Genomic DNA, 15,633 nt, shown 5'->3' with positions numbered 1-15,633 from the left:
GGAGACCACCGCCTTTTCCCGATCCGATACCAGTGATTAGCTGGAAGCGACAGCTGCGCCAACCAGAACCAGCAGCAGCAGCGGCAGCCAGATGCCGCTGGAAGAGCTGGTGGTTTCTTCAACGATAACCGGTGCTTCCACGACGGGCTCTGCCAGGTTGCCAGCAGTTGCGGTCGAAGCAGCAGCAGCCAGTGCAGCGGCGAGAACGAGTTTCTTCATATTAACCTCCAGAGTTGGCACGGTTCACTTGAACGAACCGCGCACCATGACTTACCTCGTGTTTTTTTCTATGCAGCAATGTGCATCGATTGCAAACTGTTGTTTGAGGGATGAGCCCCACGAACAAGCCAATGTCGTCAAATTAGCAACACTTGTGTGCCCACCTTGGTCATTCCGAACAACTCTTCAATGTGGTTGTTGTAGAGACCGATGCAGCCGTTCGACGATTGGCGCCCGATTTTGCGCGTGTCGTGGGTGCCGTGGATTCGGTAGTATTTCCAACTCAGGTACAAGGCATGCGTTCCCAGCGGATTATCCGGACCCGGCGGAATATAGGCCGGCCATTCCGGGTTCCGTTTTCGCATGGAAGGGGTCGGACTCCAGCCCGGACCGACAACCTTGCGCACGACGCTGGTGCGTCCACGGCGCGTCATCTCTTCGGTCAGGGGAACGCTGGAGGGAAACAGCTTGTAGATCGTTTGATCTTCTGACCAGAAGTGCAACGCCCGCGAGCGCGTGTCGACCAGGATCGCCCCGTTTCTGAGCGAACTGAAATGAGGTCGCCAGTCGATCGTGCGAAAACTCGAGATATTCCGGCGAACCGGCGCTTCCGGTTCCGGCGGCGGCCGCAAGGGATCGTACTCTTGCACGTCTTCTTGAGCGAAAAGTGGCGCACCGGCAAAGGCGATGCCCGTAGCCAGGAAGCTGCGGCGTGTCTGATTCGTATTTTGCTTGTATTTCATGATCATCACCTGCGTAACGTCGACATACCGAATCGTACGAATCATATGGCCAGAATGCCTCAGTCGCAAATCAATCGGTGCGCGGACCCCAGAGTCGGGCAGTGTCAGTTTGCGCATGGCCGCTCTTCGGGGTAATTGCAGTGGAACTCAGACGTCGGAATAGTCCATGATACGCATTGTTTCTCTTTTGTTGACCGGTTTGTTGGTGCTCTCTGCGTGTGACGCGCCCAACACGTCCGGCCGCATTGGCGCAGACGGCCTGCCCCTGCCCAAGGTCTACAAGATCCGCAACAGCCAGAAGGCGGACATCCAGTTTCGCGTGCTTGATTCGGTCAACGCCCTGCGCTCCGCAGCCGGTGCCGGACCGGTACAGCTCAATTCTGAGCTGAATGCTGCGGCCGCCACCCACTCGCGCGACATGTCGGTGCAGAACCGGCCCTGGCATTTCGGGTCTGACGGATCGTCACCCATCGACCGCGCGCAACGCGCCGGCTATCCCGGCACGTTGCTGGGTGAAAACATCTCGGAAACCTACGAGACCGAGTTGGAAACCCTGGCGGCGTGGATGGAAGTCGCGGGGACCCGCGAAGTGATCATGGACCCGCGCGCGCGAGACCTTGGCTTTTCGTGGCATCAGGACGCCAGCGGCAAGATCTGGTGGACGATGTTGATGGGCGGCTGAGCAGGGCGTGTTGCCCCGCTAGCCCATCGCCTTGCCCCAGAGTGCCTTGACGCGCGCATCGCGACCACAGGAGTCACGGTAGAACTTGTAGGCCTTGGCCTGAGTCTTGGGCCCGGCCCGCGTCAGGACCAGCGAATTCCCCTTGTAATAATCCTGATGATAGGCTTCTGCCGGATAAAAGGGGCCGGCGGAAAGCACCGGTGTGACGATCGGTTGGCCCAATTCGGCTTCGGCATCGTCGATTGCCGCCTTGGCCAGCGCCTTTTCCGCCTGGCCAGAGACGAAAATTGCGGTTCTGTAACTGTCGCCACGATCACAGAACTGCCCGCCCGCGTCGGTCGGGTCCACCGACCGCAGGAACATCGCGAGCAAGGTCTTCCGGCTGATGACATCCGGATCAAAACTGATCTGGACCGCCTCGTAATGTCCGGTTCCGCCACGGGTCACCTGCTTGTAGGTCGGGTTGGCAGTTGTCCCGCCCGTGAAACCCGACACCGCCCCCAATACGCCATTCACCTTTTCGAAATCGGCTTCGACACACCAGAAACAGCCCCCCGCCACGGTCAGGGTCTGTGGTTCGGCGGCATTCGCGCCTTGCCCTTTGATCCAGAACGCCGCCGCGATCAGGATGGCGAGAAGAATCGGTTTGAATCTGTTCAATGCCGTCATTGCACTCTCCTTCTCGGCACAGGTTGTCTTGTCGCCCGAGACGGGGCAAGACGATGACATGAAAAGTCACGCCGTGGTGACGCAAGGTGACCGCCATGCACCGCAGCATGGCGGTTCGGGAGAGTATGATGACGGAAAAAATGTCGACCCATCAGGCCGAGAATGACGCCCGGAATGAGAATATTCTGATTTACGTAGACGGGGAACTGAAGCCCAGGGCACAGGCCACCGTCAGCGTCTATGACAGCGGTTTCATGCTGGGTGACGGGGTTTGGGAAGGGTTGCGACTCTATCAGGGGACGTGGGCGTTTCTCGACGAACATATGGACCGTCTGTTCGAGGCGGCCAAGGCAATTGACCTCGATATCGGCATGGACCGGGACGGGGTGATCGCCGCGTTGCGCGAGACACAGCAGGCCAATGGCATGCAGACCGATACACATGCGCGCCTGATGGTGACGCGCGGGATCAAGATGCGCCCGTTTCAGCATCCATCGCTGAGCAGATCGGGGCCGACTGTGGTGATCATCATGGAACATTCACGCCCGCAACTGCCCCGGCCCATCCGCCTCGCAACCGTACCGCACCTGCGCGGACTGCCGATGACGCAGGATCCCAAGCTGAACAGCCATTCCAAGCTGAACTGCATCCTGGCCTGTATCGCGGCGGAAAAGGCAGGGGCGGACGAAGCTCTCATGCTGGACGTCAACGGGTTCGTGAACACGACCAATGCCTGCAACTTCTTTATCGTTCGCAAGGGCGAGGTTTGGACCAGCACCGGAGACTACTGCATGAACGGGATTACCCGGCAGAAGGTGATCGACCTGTGCCGTGCCGATGGCATTCCCGTGCACGAACGCAATTACAGCCTTGTTGACACCTACGGGGCGGACGAGGCGTTTCTGACGGGCACCTTCGGAGCGCAGACGCCCGTCGGGTCGATTGACGGCCGGACAATCGGCGATGGACAGCTTGGCCCCGTGACCAAACGGATCCGAGCCCTGTACAAGGGCTTGATTGAAAAGGAGTGCGCCTGATGCGGATCGCGATGTGGTCGGGGCCGCGCAACCTGTCGACGGCGATGATGTATTCGTTCGGTGCGCGTGGCGATTGTGCCGTCGTGGATGAACCGTTCTATGCCGCCTATCTTGAGGAAACCGGGCTGGATCACCCCATGCGCGACGCAATTCTCAGGGCGCAATCCACCGACTCCCGCGAGGTGATCAAGGCGATCACCGGCGCCATCCCCCGCGACATGCCCCATTACTACCAGAAGCACATGACTCATCACATGGTGCCCGGTGTGTCGCGCGACTGGATGCGCGGCATGGTCAACGTCTTTCTGATACGGCATCCCGCACGGGTCATCGCGAGCTATGCCGCCAAGCGTGAGGATCCGACACTCGATGACATCGGCTTTGTCCAGCAGGCCGAACTGTTCGACGAGGTGAACAGATGGCAGGGCAGCCCGGTGGTGATCGACAGCACCGACATCCGCAAGGATCCGGACAGGATGCTGCGACGCTTGTGCAAAGCAATCGGTCTGCCGTTCACGCCCAGAATGCTGTCATGGCCGAGCGGCGGGCATCCCGAAGATGGAGCCTGGGCCCCGCATTGGTACGGGTCGGTCTGGAAGAGCACCGGCTTTGCCGCCGCCGAAGGGCCGTTGCCGCATGTGCCCGAACATCTGAAAGGCGTCTACGACGTCGCGCTGAAACACTACAACAGGTTGAAATCGGTGGCGCTCTAAGAGGCGTGCCGAAAGTCGGCGGGTCGCTTTGACGGTGAGCCGGTTCCGCGCCGGATAAGTGTGCTCAGGGGTTGCGCCCGCCGGGGCAATCGGGACAATTGCGCCATGATGCAGACCCCGTTTCCTTCCTGGCCGGATGTGGCCGCCGAACTCATTGCCGTCGCCGCCGGCCGTGCCCCCGCCGAGACCGTCATTCGCGGCGGCATCTGGGTCAACGTGCACAGCCGCGAACTCTTGCCCGATCATGACATTGCCATCACCCGCGGCCGCATTGCCTATGTCGGGCCGGATGCCAGCTATTGCATCGGGGCCGGCACAGAGGTGATCGAGGCGCGGGGGCGTTACATGCTTCCCGGCCTGTGCGATGCCCATATGCATATCGAAAGCGGCATGTTGACCCCGGCCGAATTCTCGCGCGCGGTGATTCCGCACGGCACCACCAGCATGTTCACGGATCCCCACGAGATCGCCAATGTGCTGGGCCTTGCGGGGGTGCGCATGATGCATGACGAGGCGCTGATGCAGCCGGTGAACATCTTTACCCAGATGCCATCCTGCGCGCCGTCTGCACCGGGGCTCGAGACCACCGGTCACGCGATTTCGCCCGAGGATGTCGCAGAGGCGATGCAATGGCCCGGGATCATCGGGTTGGGCGAGATGATGAACTTTCCGGGGGTCGCCAATGCAGACCCCGCGATGCTCGCCGAAATCGCCGCGACGCAACGCGCGGGCAAGACCGTGGGCGGGCATTACGCCTCGCCCGATCTGGGTGCCGATTTCGCGGCCTACGTCGCAGGCGGTCCGGCTGATGACCACGAAGGCACCTGCGAGGCCGATGCGATTGCGCGCGTGCGCCAGGGCATGCGGTCGATGATGCGGCTGGGCAGTGCGTGGTATGATGTTGAAAAACAGATCACCGCGATCACCCGAAAGGGACTGGACCCGCGCAGCTTTATCCTTTGCACCGACGATTGTCATTCCGGCACTCTGGTCAACGAGGGCCACATGAACCGGGTGGTGCGGCACGCGATTGCCTGTGGCTGCGATCCGGTGATTGCGTTGCAGATGGCCACACTGAACACGGCGAGCCATTTCGGACTCGAACGCGAGATTGGCTCGATCACACCCGGGCGACGGGCCGATATTCTCCTGAGTTCGGACCTGTCCGAATTGCCGATCGAACTCGTCATCGCGCGCGGGCAGATTGTCGCCCGGGACGGTGTCTGCCTTGTCGATTGTCCGCATTACGATTGGCCCGAAACGGCGCGCAACACGGTACATCTCGGGCATCGGCTGAGTGCGGCGGATTTTGAGATCGCCGCACCGGAAGGGGCAAATCATGCGCGGGCGAATGTTATCGGTGTGGTCGAGAATCAGGCCCCGACCAAAGCGCTGCAAGAGGATCTGCCAGTGCGGGATGGCGTGGTCGAAGGCGAGGGCGCGGTGTGCCAGATCGCGTTGGTCGAGCGGCACCGCGCGACCGGTGGCGTGGTAAACGGCTTCGTTTCGGGCTTTGGCTATCGCGGGCGCATGGCGATGGCGTCGACGGTGGCGCATGACAGCCACCATATGATCGTTGTCGGCACCGACAGGGCGCAGATGGCGCTGGCGGCGAACCGTCTGGCCGAGGTCGGCGGTGGGATTACCGTGTTTCGCGACGACACGGAACTGGCGCTGGTCAAGCTGCCAATCGCCGGTCTGATGTCGGACAGCCCCGCGCGGCAGGTCGCACGGGATGCCGAACGCATGATGCAGGCGATGCGCGATTGCGGTTGCGATCTCAACAACGCGTATATGCAGCATTCGCTGCTGGCGCTGGTGGTGATCCCCGAACTGCGCATCTCTGATCTGGGCCTCGTGGACGTGCGCAAATTCGAACAGATCGACGTGCTGGAGACCCACGCGTGAATGACATCGTGACGCCCGATCCCGTGGAGCCTCGCGACTACAGCGACGCCAGAGAAGCGGTCGCGCGCCTGTGCGAGCTTTATACCGAGGCGACGGGCTTTCTGACGGAACGGTTTCGTGCGGCGATGCGCGATGGCGCGCCTGCCCATCGCATCCGCGCCTACTATCCCGAGGTGAGGATCACGACCTCAAGCTATGCGCAGGTCGATACACGGCTCAGTTTCGGGCATATCGCGGCCCCGGGAACCTATGCCACGACAATCACCCGCCCGGACCTGTTCAGCCATTACCTGATTCAGCAGATCGGCCTCCTGATCCGAAATCATGATCTTCCGGTGACCATCGGAACATCCGACACGCCAATGCCGGTTCATTTCGCGGTTGCAGACGACGCCAGCTTGACAGTGCCCCAGCAGGGCGCTGCGGATTTCATCCTGCGCGATGTGTTTGACGTGCCGGACCTGTCGACGACCAACGACGACATCGTCAACGGCACCCATGTCGCGGCGAATGGCACCGGACCTCTGGCGTTGTTCACCGCGCAGCGTATCGATTATTCTCTGGCGCGGTTGTCGCATTACACGGCCACGAATCCCGAGCATTTCCAGAACCACGTTCTGTTTACCAACTACCAGATCTATGTGTCCGAATTCGAAGCCTATGCCCGGACACAGCTCGCTGATCCCGAGAGCGGCTATTGCAGCTTTGTTTCGACGCATAATGTCGAAATCACCGATCCGAAGGCGCCGATCGAACAGCCGCTGAAACTGCCGCAAATGCCGACCTATCACCTGAAGCGCAAGGACGGCTCGGGCATAACTCTGGTAAATATCGGGGTTGGTCCTTCGAACGCCAAGACCGCAACGGATCACATCGCGGTATTGCGGCCGCATGCATGGCTCATGGTCGGACATTGCGCCGGGTTGCGCAACAGCCAGGCGCTGGGCGATTTCGTGCTGGCCCATGCCTATCTGCGCGAGGATCACGTGCTTGACGACGATCTGCCGGTCTGGACCCCGATCCCGGCTCTGGCCGAGATCCAGATCGCGCTGGAACAAGCGGTGGCCGAGGTGACCGAGCTGGACGGTTTCGACCTCAAGCGGATCATGCGAACGGGTACGGTCGCGACCATCGACAATCGCAACTGGGAACTGCGCGATCAGTCCGGTCCGGTGCAGCGTCTCAGCCAGAGCAGATCCATCGCGCTGGATATGGAAAGCGCGACAATCGCCGCGAACGGCTATCGCTTCCGGGTGCCCTATGGCACGCTGCTGTGCGTGTCCGACAAGCCGCTGCACGGAGAGCTGAAACTGCCGGGAATGGCGTCGGATTTCTATAATACACAGGTGTCGCGCCACCTGAGCATCGGAATCCGGGCGATGGAATCCCTGAGGAACATGCCGCTTGAAAGGCTGCATAGCCGGAAATTGCGGTCATTTGACGAAACCGCCTTCCTCTGACGGGTCAAATTTGGCCAAAAACAACGAAAACCAGCACATTTTGGCTTGTCAGGCCCCACTATTCGTTGTGTTTATACACAATATACCGTTAAACAAGCGGGATGAGGCCCAAGAAATCGGGCAGACGAAGGAGAGCAAAAACAATGTCGAAGCCGATGACCAAAACCCAACTCGTCGCCGCGCTGGCCGAGGATATGGACACCGACAAGAAATCCGCGAGCGCCGCACTGGATGCGCTCACCGGACTGATTACGCGCGAAGTGTCGAACGGCGGCGCCGTGACCCTGCCCGGCGTTGGCAAGATCTATTGCCGCGAACGCCCCGAGCGTATGGTCCGCAACCCCGCGACCGGCGAACAGTTCAAGAAAGAGGCGGACAAGGTTGTCAAGATGACCATCGCCAAGGCGCTGAAAGACAGCGTCAACGGCTGATCTTGCATCATACCGGGATTTCCGAAAGGGTCGCCCGTGGCGGCCCTTTTTTGGTTGGCGTGGCGGAAGGACACTCAATATGGCACAGGCAACAGGGATCTGCGGCGTGATCCGACGCGCGGAGAACTCCGGGGAACGCGCGCCCCGGTATGGTGACCACCCGGAGGCCGGGCCGTCGCGGTGTTCGGGGCCGAAGGGACATCTCGGTTCGTGACAGCCTGCTGCTCGTCTGAAATCCGCAGGGGCCAGTGTTCGGACGCCGGTCGCGCCGGCTGCAGGCATACACTCCGATCCAGCCCGGTGGGTCCGCAGAAATCCAGGGGAAAGGTGCCGCACCGATGATGGATTTACGCTCGGTCCTGATGGGTCTTGCCTTTGCCTTCATGTGGTCTTCGGCCTTCACCTCGGCACGCATTATCGTGGTGGACGCATCGCCATTGTTTTCGCTCGCGATGCGATTCCTGCTGTCGGGCATTATCGGGATCGCAATTGCCCTGCTGATGGGGCAGCGGTTCCGCCTGACCCGGAAACAATGGTATGCGACGATCCTGTTCGGTGTATGTCAGAACGCGCTGTATCTAGGACTGAACTTTGTCGCGATGCAGACGGTCGAGGCCAGCGTTGCGGCGATCATCGCCTCGGCCATGCCGCTGCTGCTGGCGATTGCCAGTTGGCTCTTGCTGGGCGAGAAAATGCGTCCGCTGGGGATCTTCGGGCTGATTGCCGGGATCCTGGGGGTGGCGCTGATCATGGGGTCGCGCATTACCGCGGGTGTCGATCTGTACGGTCTGGCGCTGTGCATCATCGGTGTGCTCGCCCTGACATTCGCGACACTGGCCGTGCGCGGTGCCACGTCGGGCGGCAATTTCATGATGGTTGTCGGGTTGCAGATGTTCGTCGGTGCGGCCTGTCTTGTGGTGGCGTCGCTGGCGTTCGAGGATATCCGCGTCAACCTGACAACGCCTCTTGTGCTGGCGTTTCTTTACACCACGCTGGTACCGGGGCTGGCCGCGACGCTGATCTGGTTCATGCTGCTGGATCGTGTCGGGCCGGTGCGGGCCGCGACCTTTCACTTTCTCAATCCGGTTTTTGGCGTCGCAATCGCGGCGATCCTGCTGGGAGAGATGCTTGGGCCGATGGATGTCGTCGGCGTGCTGATCGTGACACTGGCCATTTTCGCGGTTCAGATATCGCGGCAACCACCGCGCCGCCCCCCGGCAAGCTGACGGGCGGTCAGGCGAGCGTGACCCCGGCGTCCTTCATACCGTCCAGAGCGGTGGCGAGCGAGCCGTCGAGGTCGATGGCGCGGCAGAAGTCGGTCCGAACCGTCACGGCAAAGCCCAGCCTCGCCGCGTCCAGCGCCGAAAAACTCACGCAGAAATCGGTGGCGAGACCAACCATGGTCAGGTCGCTGATCCCGCGCGTGCGCAGATAGCCCTCAAGCCCAGTGGGTGTCGTCCGGTCATTCTCGAAGAACGCGGAATAGCTGTCGATCGCGGGGTTGTAGCCCTTGCGGATGATCATGTCGGCGCGGTCGGTGTTGAGATCGGCATGAAGTTTCGCGCCCGTGGTTCCCTGGATGCAGTGATCGGGCCACAGGACCTGCGCGCCATAGGGCATTTCGGTCGTGTCATAGAGTTTTTTCCCCGCGTGTGACGAGGCAAACGACGAATGCCGCGCCGGATGCCAGTCCTGGGTCAGGATCACTGCCGGAAAATCGACCATAAGCCGGTTGATCCCGCCCACGATCTCGTCGCCACCCGGCACGGCGAGTGCGCCGCCGGGGCAGAAATCGTTTTGTACGTCGATCACGATAAGGGCGCGGGGCATGTCATGTCTCCTTCATCCTGCATCATGGGTATGCGGAGGGCCGGGCCGCGTCAATGCGAGCCCTTGCGCCGCACGGGAAGCGGGGCTAATTGGCGGCGCATGTATACCATCGCCGCGCTCTATCATTTCACCCGGTTTGCCGACCCTGCCGCGCTAAAGCCCGCGTTGCTGGCCCTGTGCCGGGATCAGGGCGTTACCGGTACGTTGCTGCTCGCTGCCGAGGGGATCAACGGAACCATTGCCGGACCACGCGCGGGGATCGACGCGGTTCTGGCGCATGTGCGATCATTGCCCGGCTGTACCGATCTCGAATGGAAGGAAGCCACCAGTGACGAGCCGCCGTTCGGACGCATGAAGGTGCGGCTCAAGAAAGAGATCGTCACGATGGGTCAGCCGGATATCGACCCCAGGGCGCGGGTCGGGCATTATGTTGATCCGGCCGACTGGAATGATCTGATCCGCAATCCTGATGTCGCCGTGATCGATACGCGCAACGATTACGAGGTGGCGATCGGAACATTCGAGGGCGCGGTCGATCCCCGCACCCGGTCGTTTGGCGAATTCCCCGCCTGGTGGGAAGCAAACAAGCACCGGTTCCACAACAAGCGCATCGCCATGTTCTGCACTGGCGGGATCAGGTGCGAGAAATCGACGAACTACCTGCTGGGACAGGGAGTCGAGGATGTCTATCACCTCAGGGGCGGGATCCTGAAATATCTCGAAGAGGTTCCGGCAGCCGACAGCGCCTGGAATGGCGCGTGTTTCGTTTTCGATAACCGGGTCAGCGTCGAACACGGGCTGAAAGAGGGTCCGCATGAGCTTTGTCACGGATGTCGCCGCCCGATCCTCCCCGAAGACAGGGCGCGCCCGGAATACGAGGCAGGCGTTTCGTGCCATCATTGCGTTTCTGAAACCTCGGAGAGCGACAAGAACCGGTTTCGCGAGCGCCAGAAACAGATGCGCCTTGCCCGCGAACGCGCCGGAGGGCAGGCCCCGACCTGATGCCGGGGGTCATCCGGTTGCGACAGCGCGGCCCGTGCGCGGGCGTGATCGCATCAGCAGCATCAGCATGATCGCGATATTGAATCCGTTCCAGACGATGCCGTTCAAGAATGCGATCTGGTAGCTGCCAGTCAGGTCATAGAGCCATCCCGACATCCAGCCGCCCAGGGCCATGCCGATGATCGTCATCATCATCACGAAACCGACCCGGCCACCGGCCTCCTTGGCGGGCATGTACTCGCGCACCACCAGCGCATAGCTCGGGACGATGCCGCCCTGCGCGAGCCCGAACACCGTGCTGACGATGTAGAGCGACACCATCCCGTCATAGGGCAGATAGAGGAACAGCGCGACGCATTGCAGGACCGAGCCGATCAACAAGGTCATGACCCCGCCCAGCCGATCCGCGACGAGCCCGGAAATCACCCGGCTGACGACACCACCGAGGAGCATGAGCGACAGCATCTCCGCCCCGACTGCGGGACCATAGCCCAGCCCGACGCAATAGGCGACGATGTGAACCTGTGGCATCGACATTGCCACGCAACAGGCGATGCCTGCGAACCCGAGTATGTATTGCAAGGTGCGGGGGCTGAGACCGACGCTGCGCGCGCGCAGCGCCGACGCGGCCTCGGCGGCGACATGGGCCTCTTCCGGCAGGCGACGGCGCAAGAGCATGGACAGTGGCACAACAGCCGCGACCGTCACGATGGCCAGCGTCAGATAAACCTGTCGCCATCCGCTCTCGGCAAGAACGTCGGCCAGCATTGTCGGCCAGATCGCCCCGGAGAGATAGTTGCCGCTTGCCGCCAACGCCACCGCAATACCGCGCCGCTTCAGAAACCAGTGCGAAATATCGGCGATCAGCGGCCCGAACCCGACGGCGGTTCCAAGTCCGAGAACGAGATGCGCCAGCGACAGCGTGACCATGTTGGGGGCCAGCGCGGCCAGGCCATAACCGAGCACGATACCGACCGCCGCGCCGTTCAGGGCGAGCGTCACGCCAAACCGGTCTACCACCCGTCCGATCAGCAGGTTGCCAAGCGCAAATCCCACCATGGTTAGCGTATAGGGCAGCGACGCCTCGGCGCGGCCCGCACCGAATTCGGTTTCGATCGCCGGCATCACCACCACGACCGCCCACATGCCCGCATTGGCGACCATGCCGATCAGCAGGGTAATGCCGAGTCGAAACCAGGAATAGCTGCTGTCATGGATGGTGCTGCTCATGACGCGCACGCTAGGACCGTATGCCACGAAAGCAAAGAACAATATCACCTGTTGAAGACAACATGTGTTTCGACGCAAATGCGTGGGCAGCCGGACCTGAATGATACCTGATGACGACATTGCCGACCCCGCCGAGTTTCAACCTTGTGGGCACGACCGCGCTTGTCACCGGGGCGTCTTCCGGTATCGGTCAGGGATGTGCGGTGGCGCTGGCCGAGGCCGGTGCGCATGTGGTCTGTGCGGCGCGCGGGATCAAGCGTCTTGCCGCCACGGTTGACGAGATGACGGCGCGGGGCTGGTCGGCCGAGGCCCTGCAACTGGATCAGGGCGATCTGGATCAACTGGCCAGCGCGCTTGACGCTCGCTCCTTTGACATCGTGGTGAATTCGGCCGGCGCGGCACTGCCCAAACCGGCGTTCGAAACGGAACCTGCTGATTTTGACCAGGTGATGAACGTAAACCTACGGTCCGCCTACTTTCTGTCGACATGGGTCGCGAGGGCGCTGAAAGACGCGGGAAAGCGAGGATCGATCATTCATTTGTCCAGCCAGATGGGTCATGTCGGCGGCATGGACCGGACGGTGTATTGCGCGTCGAAATGGGGGCTTGAGGGGATGATCAAGGCGATGGCGATCGAGTGGGGCCCCTACAACATCCGCATCAACGCAATCGCTCCCACGTTCATCCGTACCCCGCTCAGCCGGGTAACTCTTGATCGGCCGGATCGCGCGGCGTGGATCAGGGACAAGATCAAGCTGGGCCGGGTCGGAGAGATCGAAGATATCATGGGGGCCGCGCTGTACCTGGCGTCGGATGCCTCCGGGCTGGTCACTGGCACGTCGTTGCTGGTCGATGGCGGCTGGACGACGGGTTGATCAGGTCTCGTCTTCGAAAAACGGTGTCATCTGCGCCACGATCACCGCGTTCTCGTCGAGGGCGCGCTGCATCAGGGCGCGTTCGTCCTCGTCGATCTCGTGCCCTGCCGCTTCGCGATCCGCAAGCGTGCCATAGCCGGTGACGTCGAGCGGTGCGGTGTCCGCCTGCTTCAGGATCGCTACGGTTTCGCGCACCGCCTCGGATTCGTCGACGCCGCTGGCGAAACACATCAGCGCCGCGCCGGTGGCCTCTTCGGGCAGCCCGTCGCCCGATTTGCGCCCGATCTGCACCAGCAGGGTATAGACCTGCTGGCGCGAGGGTTTTTTCTGCTGCTTCTCAGTCACGCAAAAGCTCGTTGATGCCGGTTTTCGACCGTGTTTTCGCATCGACCCGTTTCACGATGACCGCGCAGTAGAGATTGATGTTGTTCTTTGATGGCATCGACCCGGCCACCACGACGGAATAGGGCGGCACCTCGCCATACATCACTTCGCCGGTTTCGCGGTCGACGATCTTGGTGGACTGGCCGATGAACACGCCCATGCCCAGAACCGAGCCTTCGCGCACGATGCAGCCCTCGACCACTTCCGAGCGCGCGCCGATAAAGCAATTGTCCTCGATGATGGTCGGGCCGGCCTGCATGGGTTCAAGAACGCCGCCGATGCCGACGCCGCCGGACAGGTGCACGTTCTTGCCGATCTGCGCACAGGAACCGACCGTCGCCCAGGTATCGACCATTGTGCCCTCGTCGACATAGGCCCCGAGGTTGACAAAGGACGGCATCAGGACGACGCCCGGCGCGACATAGGCCGATTTGCGCACGACACAGTTGGGGACGGCGCGAAAACCTGCCGCCTTCCACTGATTGTCGCCCCATCCGGCGAATTTGCTGTCGACCTTGTCCCACCAGCCACCATTCTGCGGGCCGCCGGCATGTTGCTCCATATCCTTGATGCGGAACCCGAGCAGCACGGCCTTTTTCGCCCACTGGTTCACGTGCCAGCGGTTGTCGGCCTGTTTCTCGGCCACGCGCAGGGCGCCGCTGTCAAGCGCGTTCAGCGTGTCTTCGATGGCCTCGCGCTGTTCGCCGGTGGTGGCGGGCGTGATCGTGTCGCGTGCTTCCCATGCGGCTTCGATGGCGGTTTCCAGCTGCGCGTTGGACATGGACGAGTCTCCTGTGATCAATCGTTGACTGCCCTATAGCGGGGCGCGCGACGACAAACAACGTGAACCATGCGCGCGAAGCGGTGTATCAGCTTTTGGCGTGTGTCAGCGGTGGACAGGTCTCGCGATAGGCGGGGTTTGCGCCTATTTCACCGAACCAGCGATGCAGCGCGGGATACCGGTTGAGCGCGGCGGCACCTTCGGGCGCCGCGTTGAAAAAGCCGAGTATCGGCGCGAGGTGGATATCGGCGAGCGAGACATTGCCAGGCGCGAGAACCAGCCCCTCGCGCGCGATATCGTCGAGCGCCCCCAGGACCGGTGCGGCACGCGTCATCCCCTCGGCGATACGGGTTTCATCCGGGGCCTCGCCGTGCAGGGGCGCAAAGACACGTTGGGCAAACACCATGCGGACAAGCGGCCAGTAGGCTTGCGAATCTGCGATGCTCTGGACCTGCACCATCCGCGCGACCGTACGCGGGGAAGCGGGAGACAGCCGACCGCCCGCGTATTGCGCATCGAGATACCGCAGGATGGCGCAGGTTTCCCACAGTTCGAACTCATCATCGCGCAATGTTGGTACAAGCCCGAACGGATGCGGATTGTCGCCGATGCCCGTGAACGGATCCACCTCGATCATCTGCGCTGTCAATTCCAGATGGTGCAGCGCCATGCGAACGATCTGGCAATAGACGCTGGGCGGATAGGCATAGAGGATCAGGCCCATTCTGCTATTCCTGCAACGGATCGGGGGCGATGTTGCCGCCGCAAACCAGCACGGCAACCTTTTCGCCAGGCTCGGGGCGATAGGCACCCGAGATCAGCGCTGCAAGTGCGGTGGCGCCTGCGGGTTCCACGAGCTGGCGACTGCTTTGCCACAGGGTGCGTTGCGCGGTGCGGATGGCATCGTCGTCGACAAGGACGGACTCGCCGAGATGTGCCTGTGCGAGATCAAGACAGATCGACCCGATGCGCCGCGCCCCGAGTGCATTTGCGGCAATGCCGGAGACCTCGACATCGGTCGGTTCCCCGGCGGTGAGTGCGGCGTGCAGCGCGCAGGAGGTTTCGGGTTCGACGGCAACGACCTTGCGCCTGCCGGCAAGCCAGGCGAGCGCCCCCGCAATCAGGCCGCCGCCGCCGACGGCGATCAGGACGGTATCCGCTGCAAGACCCTGTGCCTCCCATTCGCGCAAACAGGTTCCCTGGCCCGCGACCGTGGCCGGGGCATCATAGGCGTGGATCTGTTTGGCCCCGGTTCTTGCCTCATAATCCTGTGCCAGCTGCAAGGCGTTGGAATAGTCGCCGGGCACCACGGTCAGTGCGGCTCCGGTGGATCGGATCAGGGCAATCTTGGACGCTCCGGCCATTTCCGGCACGAAGATATGCGCGGCGTGGCCGAGCCGATGGGCGGCATGGGCCACGGCGGCCCCGTGGTTACCCCCGCTCGCCGCGACCAGGCCGGCCTCGGGAACCGGTTCGCCAAGCAATGTGTTGAATGCCCCCCGCGCCTTGAAGCTGCCGGTATGTTGCATCTGTTCCAGTTTGAGTTGCACCGAAAACGGCAGGCCAGCAGCATCCAGTTGCAGCAGCGGCGTTCTGACAACATGCCCGTCGATCCGGGCCGCCGCGGCGTCAATCTCTGATTTCCAATCCATTTCCATGCCCTCTTGCT

At 61.9% G+C, this 15,633-nt stretch carries 18 protein-coding genes; 9 read left to right on the top strand and 9 right to left on the bottom strand.

Going from position 1 to position 15,633, the window contains the following annotated elements; translation table 11 throughout:
* Positions 1–36 precede the first annotated feature (36 nt).
* Complete coding sequence (locus AB9K34_RS14590; protein WP_369955159.1) at positions 37–219, bottom strand: hypothetical protein; 183 nt, start codon at positions 217–219, stop codon at positions 37–39.
* Between the two features lie 137 nt (positions 220–356).
* Entirely contained in the window at positions 357–962 is a 606-nt protein-coding gene (locus AB9K34_RS14585; protein WP_369955158.1) for a L,D-transpeptidase, read from the bottom strand.
* Between the two features lie 166 nt (positions 963–1,128).
* On the opposite strand from AB9K34_RS14585, the gene AB9K34_RS14580 reads away from it, so the two are divergent.
* Positions 1,129–1,644 (top strand): CAP domain-containing protein, encoded by a 516-nt coding sequence (locus AB9K34_RS14580; RefSeq protein WP_369955157.1) that lies wholly within the window; start codon positions 1,129–1,131, stop codon positions 1,642–1,644.
* An 18-nt stretch (positions 1,645–1,662) separates the two neighbouring features.
* On the opposite strand, the gene msrA is transcribed toward AB9K34_RS14580, so the two are convergent.
* A complete protein-coding gene (gene msrA, locus AB9K34_RS14575; RefSeq protein WP_369955156.1) occupies positions 1,663–2,313 on the bottom strand; it encodes a peptide-methionine (S)-S-oxide reductase MsrA in 651 nt (216 codons plus the stop codon).
* A gap of 128 nt (positions 2,314–2,441) precedes the next feature.
* Here msrA and AB9K34_RS14570 point away from each other — a divergent pair, with 128 nt between their 5' ends.
* From AB9K34_RS14570 to AB9K34_RS14545, 6 genes are all read left to right on the top strand, one after another.
* Entirely contained in the window at positions 2,442–3,350 is a 909-nt protein-coding gene (locus tag AB9K34_RS14570) for a D-amino acid aminotransferase (RefSeq protein WP_369955155.1), read from the top strand.
* Complete coding sequence (locus tag AB9K34_RS14565; protein WP_369955154.1) at positions 3,350–4,063, top strand: HAD family hydrolase; 714 nt, start codon at positions 3,350–3,352, stop codon at positions 4,061–4,063. Before AB9K34_RS14570 ends, AB9K34_RS14565 begins: the two co-directional genes overlap by 1 nt.
* Before the next feature lie 105 nt (positions 4,064–4,168).
* Complete coding sequence (gene ade, locus AB9K34_RS14560) at positions 4,169–5,971, top strand: adenine deaminase (protein ID WP_369955153.1); 1,803 nt, start codon at positions 4,169–4,171, stop codon at positions 5,969–5,971.
* The gene (locus tag AB9K34_RS14555; protein ID WP_369955152.1) at positions 5,968–7,431 is read left to right on the top strand and encodes an AMP nucleosidase; all 1,464 of its coding nucleotides are present in this window, start codon (positions 5,968–5,970) and stop codon (positions 7,429–7,431) included. The genes ade and AB9K34_RS14555 overlap by 4 nt, the downstream gene beginning before the upstream one ends.
* Before the next feature lie 143 nt (positions 7,432–7,574).
* On the top strand, positions 7,575–7,862 hold the full coding sequence (locus AB9K34_RS14550) for an HU family DNA-binding protein (RefSeq protein ID WP_369955151.1): 288 nt from the start codon (positions 7,575–7,577) through the stop codon (positions 7,860–7,862).
* A gap of 341 nt (positions 7,863–8,203) precedes the next feature.
* Positions 8,204–9,088 carry a DMT family transporter gene (locus tag AB9K34_RS14545; protein ID WP_369955178.1) on the top strand — a complete coding sequence of 295 codons (885 nt, stop codon included), beginning with the start codon at positions 8,204–8,206 and terminating at the stop codon, positions 9,086–9,088.
* A 7-nt stretch (positions 9,089–9,095) separates the two neighbouring features.
* Here AB9K34_RS14545 and pncA read toward each other — a convergent pair whose 3' ends face one another.
* Positions 9,096–9,692, bottom strand: a complete 597-nt coding sequence (gene pncA / locus AB9K34_RS14540) for a bifunctional nicotinamidase/pyrazinamidase (RefSeq protein ID WP_369955150.1) — start codon at positions 9,690–9,692, stop codon at positions 9,096–9,098.
* 99 nt (positions 9,693–9,791) lie between these two features.
* Between pncA and AB9K34_RS14535 the strand changes: the two genes are divergently transcribed.
* A complete protein-coding gene (locus AB9K34_RS14535; protein WP_369955149.1) occupies positions 9,792–10,694 on the top strand; it encodes a rhodanese-related sulfurtransferase in 903 nt (300 codons plus the stop codon).
* 9 nt (positions 10,695–10,703) lie between these two features.
* On the opposite strand, the gene AB9K34_RS14530 is transcribed toward AB9K34_RS14535, so the two are convergent.
* Entirely contained in the window at positions 10,704–11,924 is a 1,221-nt protein-coding gene (locus AB9K34_RS14530) for a CynX/NimT family MFS transporter (RefSeq protein ID WP_369955148.1), read from the bottom strand.
* A gap of 110 nt (positions 11,925–12,034) precedes the next feature.
* Here AB9K34_RS14530 and AB9K34_RS14525 point away from each other — a divergent pair, with 110 nt between their 5' ends.
* A complete protein-coding gene (locus AB9K34_RS14525; protein WP_369955147.1) occupies positions 12,035–12,799 on the top strand; it encodes an SDR family NAD(P)-dependent oxidoreductase in 765 nt (254 codons plus the stop codon).
* Here the strand turns inward: AB9K34_RS14525 and AB9K34_RS14520 are convergent, their stop codons facing one another.
* From AB9K34_RS14520 to AB9K34_RS14505, 4 genes are all read right to left on the bottom strand, one after another.
* Complete coding sequence (locus AB9K34_RS14520) at positions 12,800–13,144, bottom strand: hypothetical protein (protein WP_369955146.1); 345 nt, start codon at positions 13,142–13,144, stop codon at positions 12,800–12,802.
* Positions 13,137–13,964, bottom strand: a complete 828-nt coding sequence (gene dapD / locus AB9K34_RS14515) for a 2,3,4,5-tetrahydropyridine-2,6-dicarboxylate N-succinyltransferase (RefSeq protein WP_369955145.1) — start codon at positions 13,962–13,964, stop codon at positions 13,137–13,139. Before dapD ends, AB9K34_RS14520 begins: the two co-directional genes overlap by 8 nt.
* 88 nt (positions 13,965–14,052) lie before the next feature.
* On the bottom strand, positions 14,053–14,688 hold the full coding sequence (locus AB9K34_RS14510) for a glutathione S-transferase family protein (RefSeq protein ID WP_369955144.1): 636 nt from the start codon (positions 14,686–14,688) through the stop codon (positions 14,053–14,055).
* Between the two features lie 4 nt (positions 14,689–14,692).
* On the bottom strand, positions 14,693–15,616 hold the full coding sequence (locus AB9K34_RS14505) for a threonine/serine dehydratase (RefSeq protein ID WP_369955143.1): 924 nt from the start codon (positions 15,614–15,616) through the stop codon (positions 14,693–14,695).
* Positions 15,617–15,633 lie beyond the last annotated feature (17 nt).

Origin of the sequence: Sedimentitalea sp. XS_ASV28 (genome assembly GCF_041224545.1) — a bacterium.
Lineage (GTDB): Bacteria > Pseudomonadota > Alphaproteobacteria > Rhodobacterales > Rhodobacteraceae > Sedimentitalea.
This window is presented reverse-complemented; position numbering and strand designations above follow the sequence as displayed.

What these genes read in the sequence shown, in the direction of transcription:
- AB9K34_RS14590 (WP_369955159.1), bottom strand. Translation starts at nt 219, where the DNA reads ATGAAGAAACTCGTTCTCGCCGCTGCACTGGCTGCTGCTGCTTCGACC.
- AB9K34_RS14585 (WP_369955158.1), bottom strand. Translation starts at nt 962, where the DNA reads ATGAAATACAAGCAAAATACGAATCAGACACGCCGCAGCTTCCTGGCT.
- AB9K34_RS14580 (WP_369955157.1), top strand. Translation starts at nt 1,129, where the DNA reads ATGATACGCATTGTTTCTCTTTTGTTGACCGGTTTGTTGGTGCTCTCT.
- msrA (WP_369955156.1), bottom strand. Translation starts at nt 2,313, where the DNA reads ATGACGGCATTGAACAGATTCAAACCGATTCTTCTCGCCATCCTGATC.
- AB9K34_RS14570 (WP_369955155.1), top strand. Translation starts at nt 2,442, where the DNA reads ATGACGGAAAAAATGTCGACCCATCAGGCCGAGAATGACGCCCGGAAT.
- AB9K34_RS14565 (WP_369955154.1), top strand. Translation starts at nt 3,350, where the DNA reads ATGCGGATCGCGATGTGGTCGGGGCCGCGCAACCTGTCGACGGCGATG.
- ade (WP_369955153.1), top strand. Translation starts at nt 4,169, where the DNA reads ATGATGCAGACCCCGTTTCCTTCCTGGCCGGATGTGGCCGCCGAACTC.
- AB9K34_RS14550 (WP_369955151.1), top strand. Translation starts at nt 7,575, where the DNA reads ATGTCGAAGCCGATGACCAAAACCCAACTCGTCGCCGCGCTGGCCGAG.
- AB9K34_RS14545 (WP_369955178.1), top strand. Translation starts at nt 8,204, where the DNA reads ATGGATTTACGCTCGGTCCTGATGGGTCTTGCCTTTGCCTTCATGTGG.
- pncA (WP_369955150.1), bottom strand. Translation starts at nt 9,692, where the DNA reads ATGCCCCGCGCCCTTATCGTGATCGACGTACAAAACGATTTCTGCCCC.
- AB9K34_RS14535 (WP_369955149.1), top strand. Translation starts at nt 9,792, where the DNA reads ATGTATACCATCGCCGCGCTCTATCATTTCACCCGGTTTGCCGACCCT.
- AB9K34_RS14530 (WP_369955148.1), bottom strand. Translation starts at nt 11,924, where the DNA reads ATGAGCAGCACCATCCATGACAGCAGCTATTCCTGGTTTCGACTCGGC.
- AB9K34_RS14525 (WP_369955147.1), top strand. Translation starts at nt 12,035, where the DNA reads ATGACGACATTGCCGACCCCGCCGAGTTTCAACCTTGTGGGCACGACC.
- dapD (WP_369955145.1), bottom strand. Translation starts at nt 13,964, where the DNA reads ATGTCCAACGCGCAGCTGGAAACCGCCATCGAAGCCGCATGGGAAGCA.
- AB9K34_RS14510 (WP_369955144.1), bottom strand. Translation starts at nt 14,688, where the DNA reads ATGGGCCTGATCCTCTATGCCTATCCGCCCAGCGTCTATTGCCAGATC.
- AB9K34_RS14505 (WP_369955143.1), bottom strand. Translation starts at nt 15,616, where the DNA reads ATGGATTGGAAATCAGAGATTGACGCCGCGGCGGCCCGGATCGACGGG.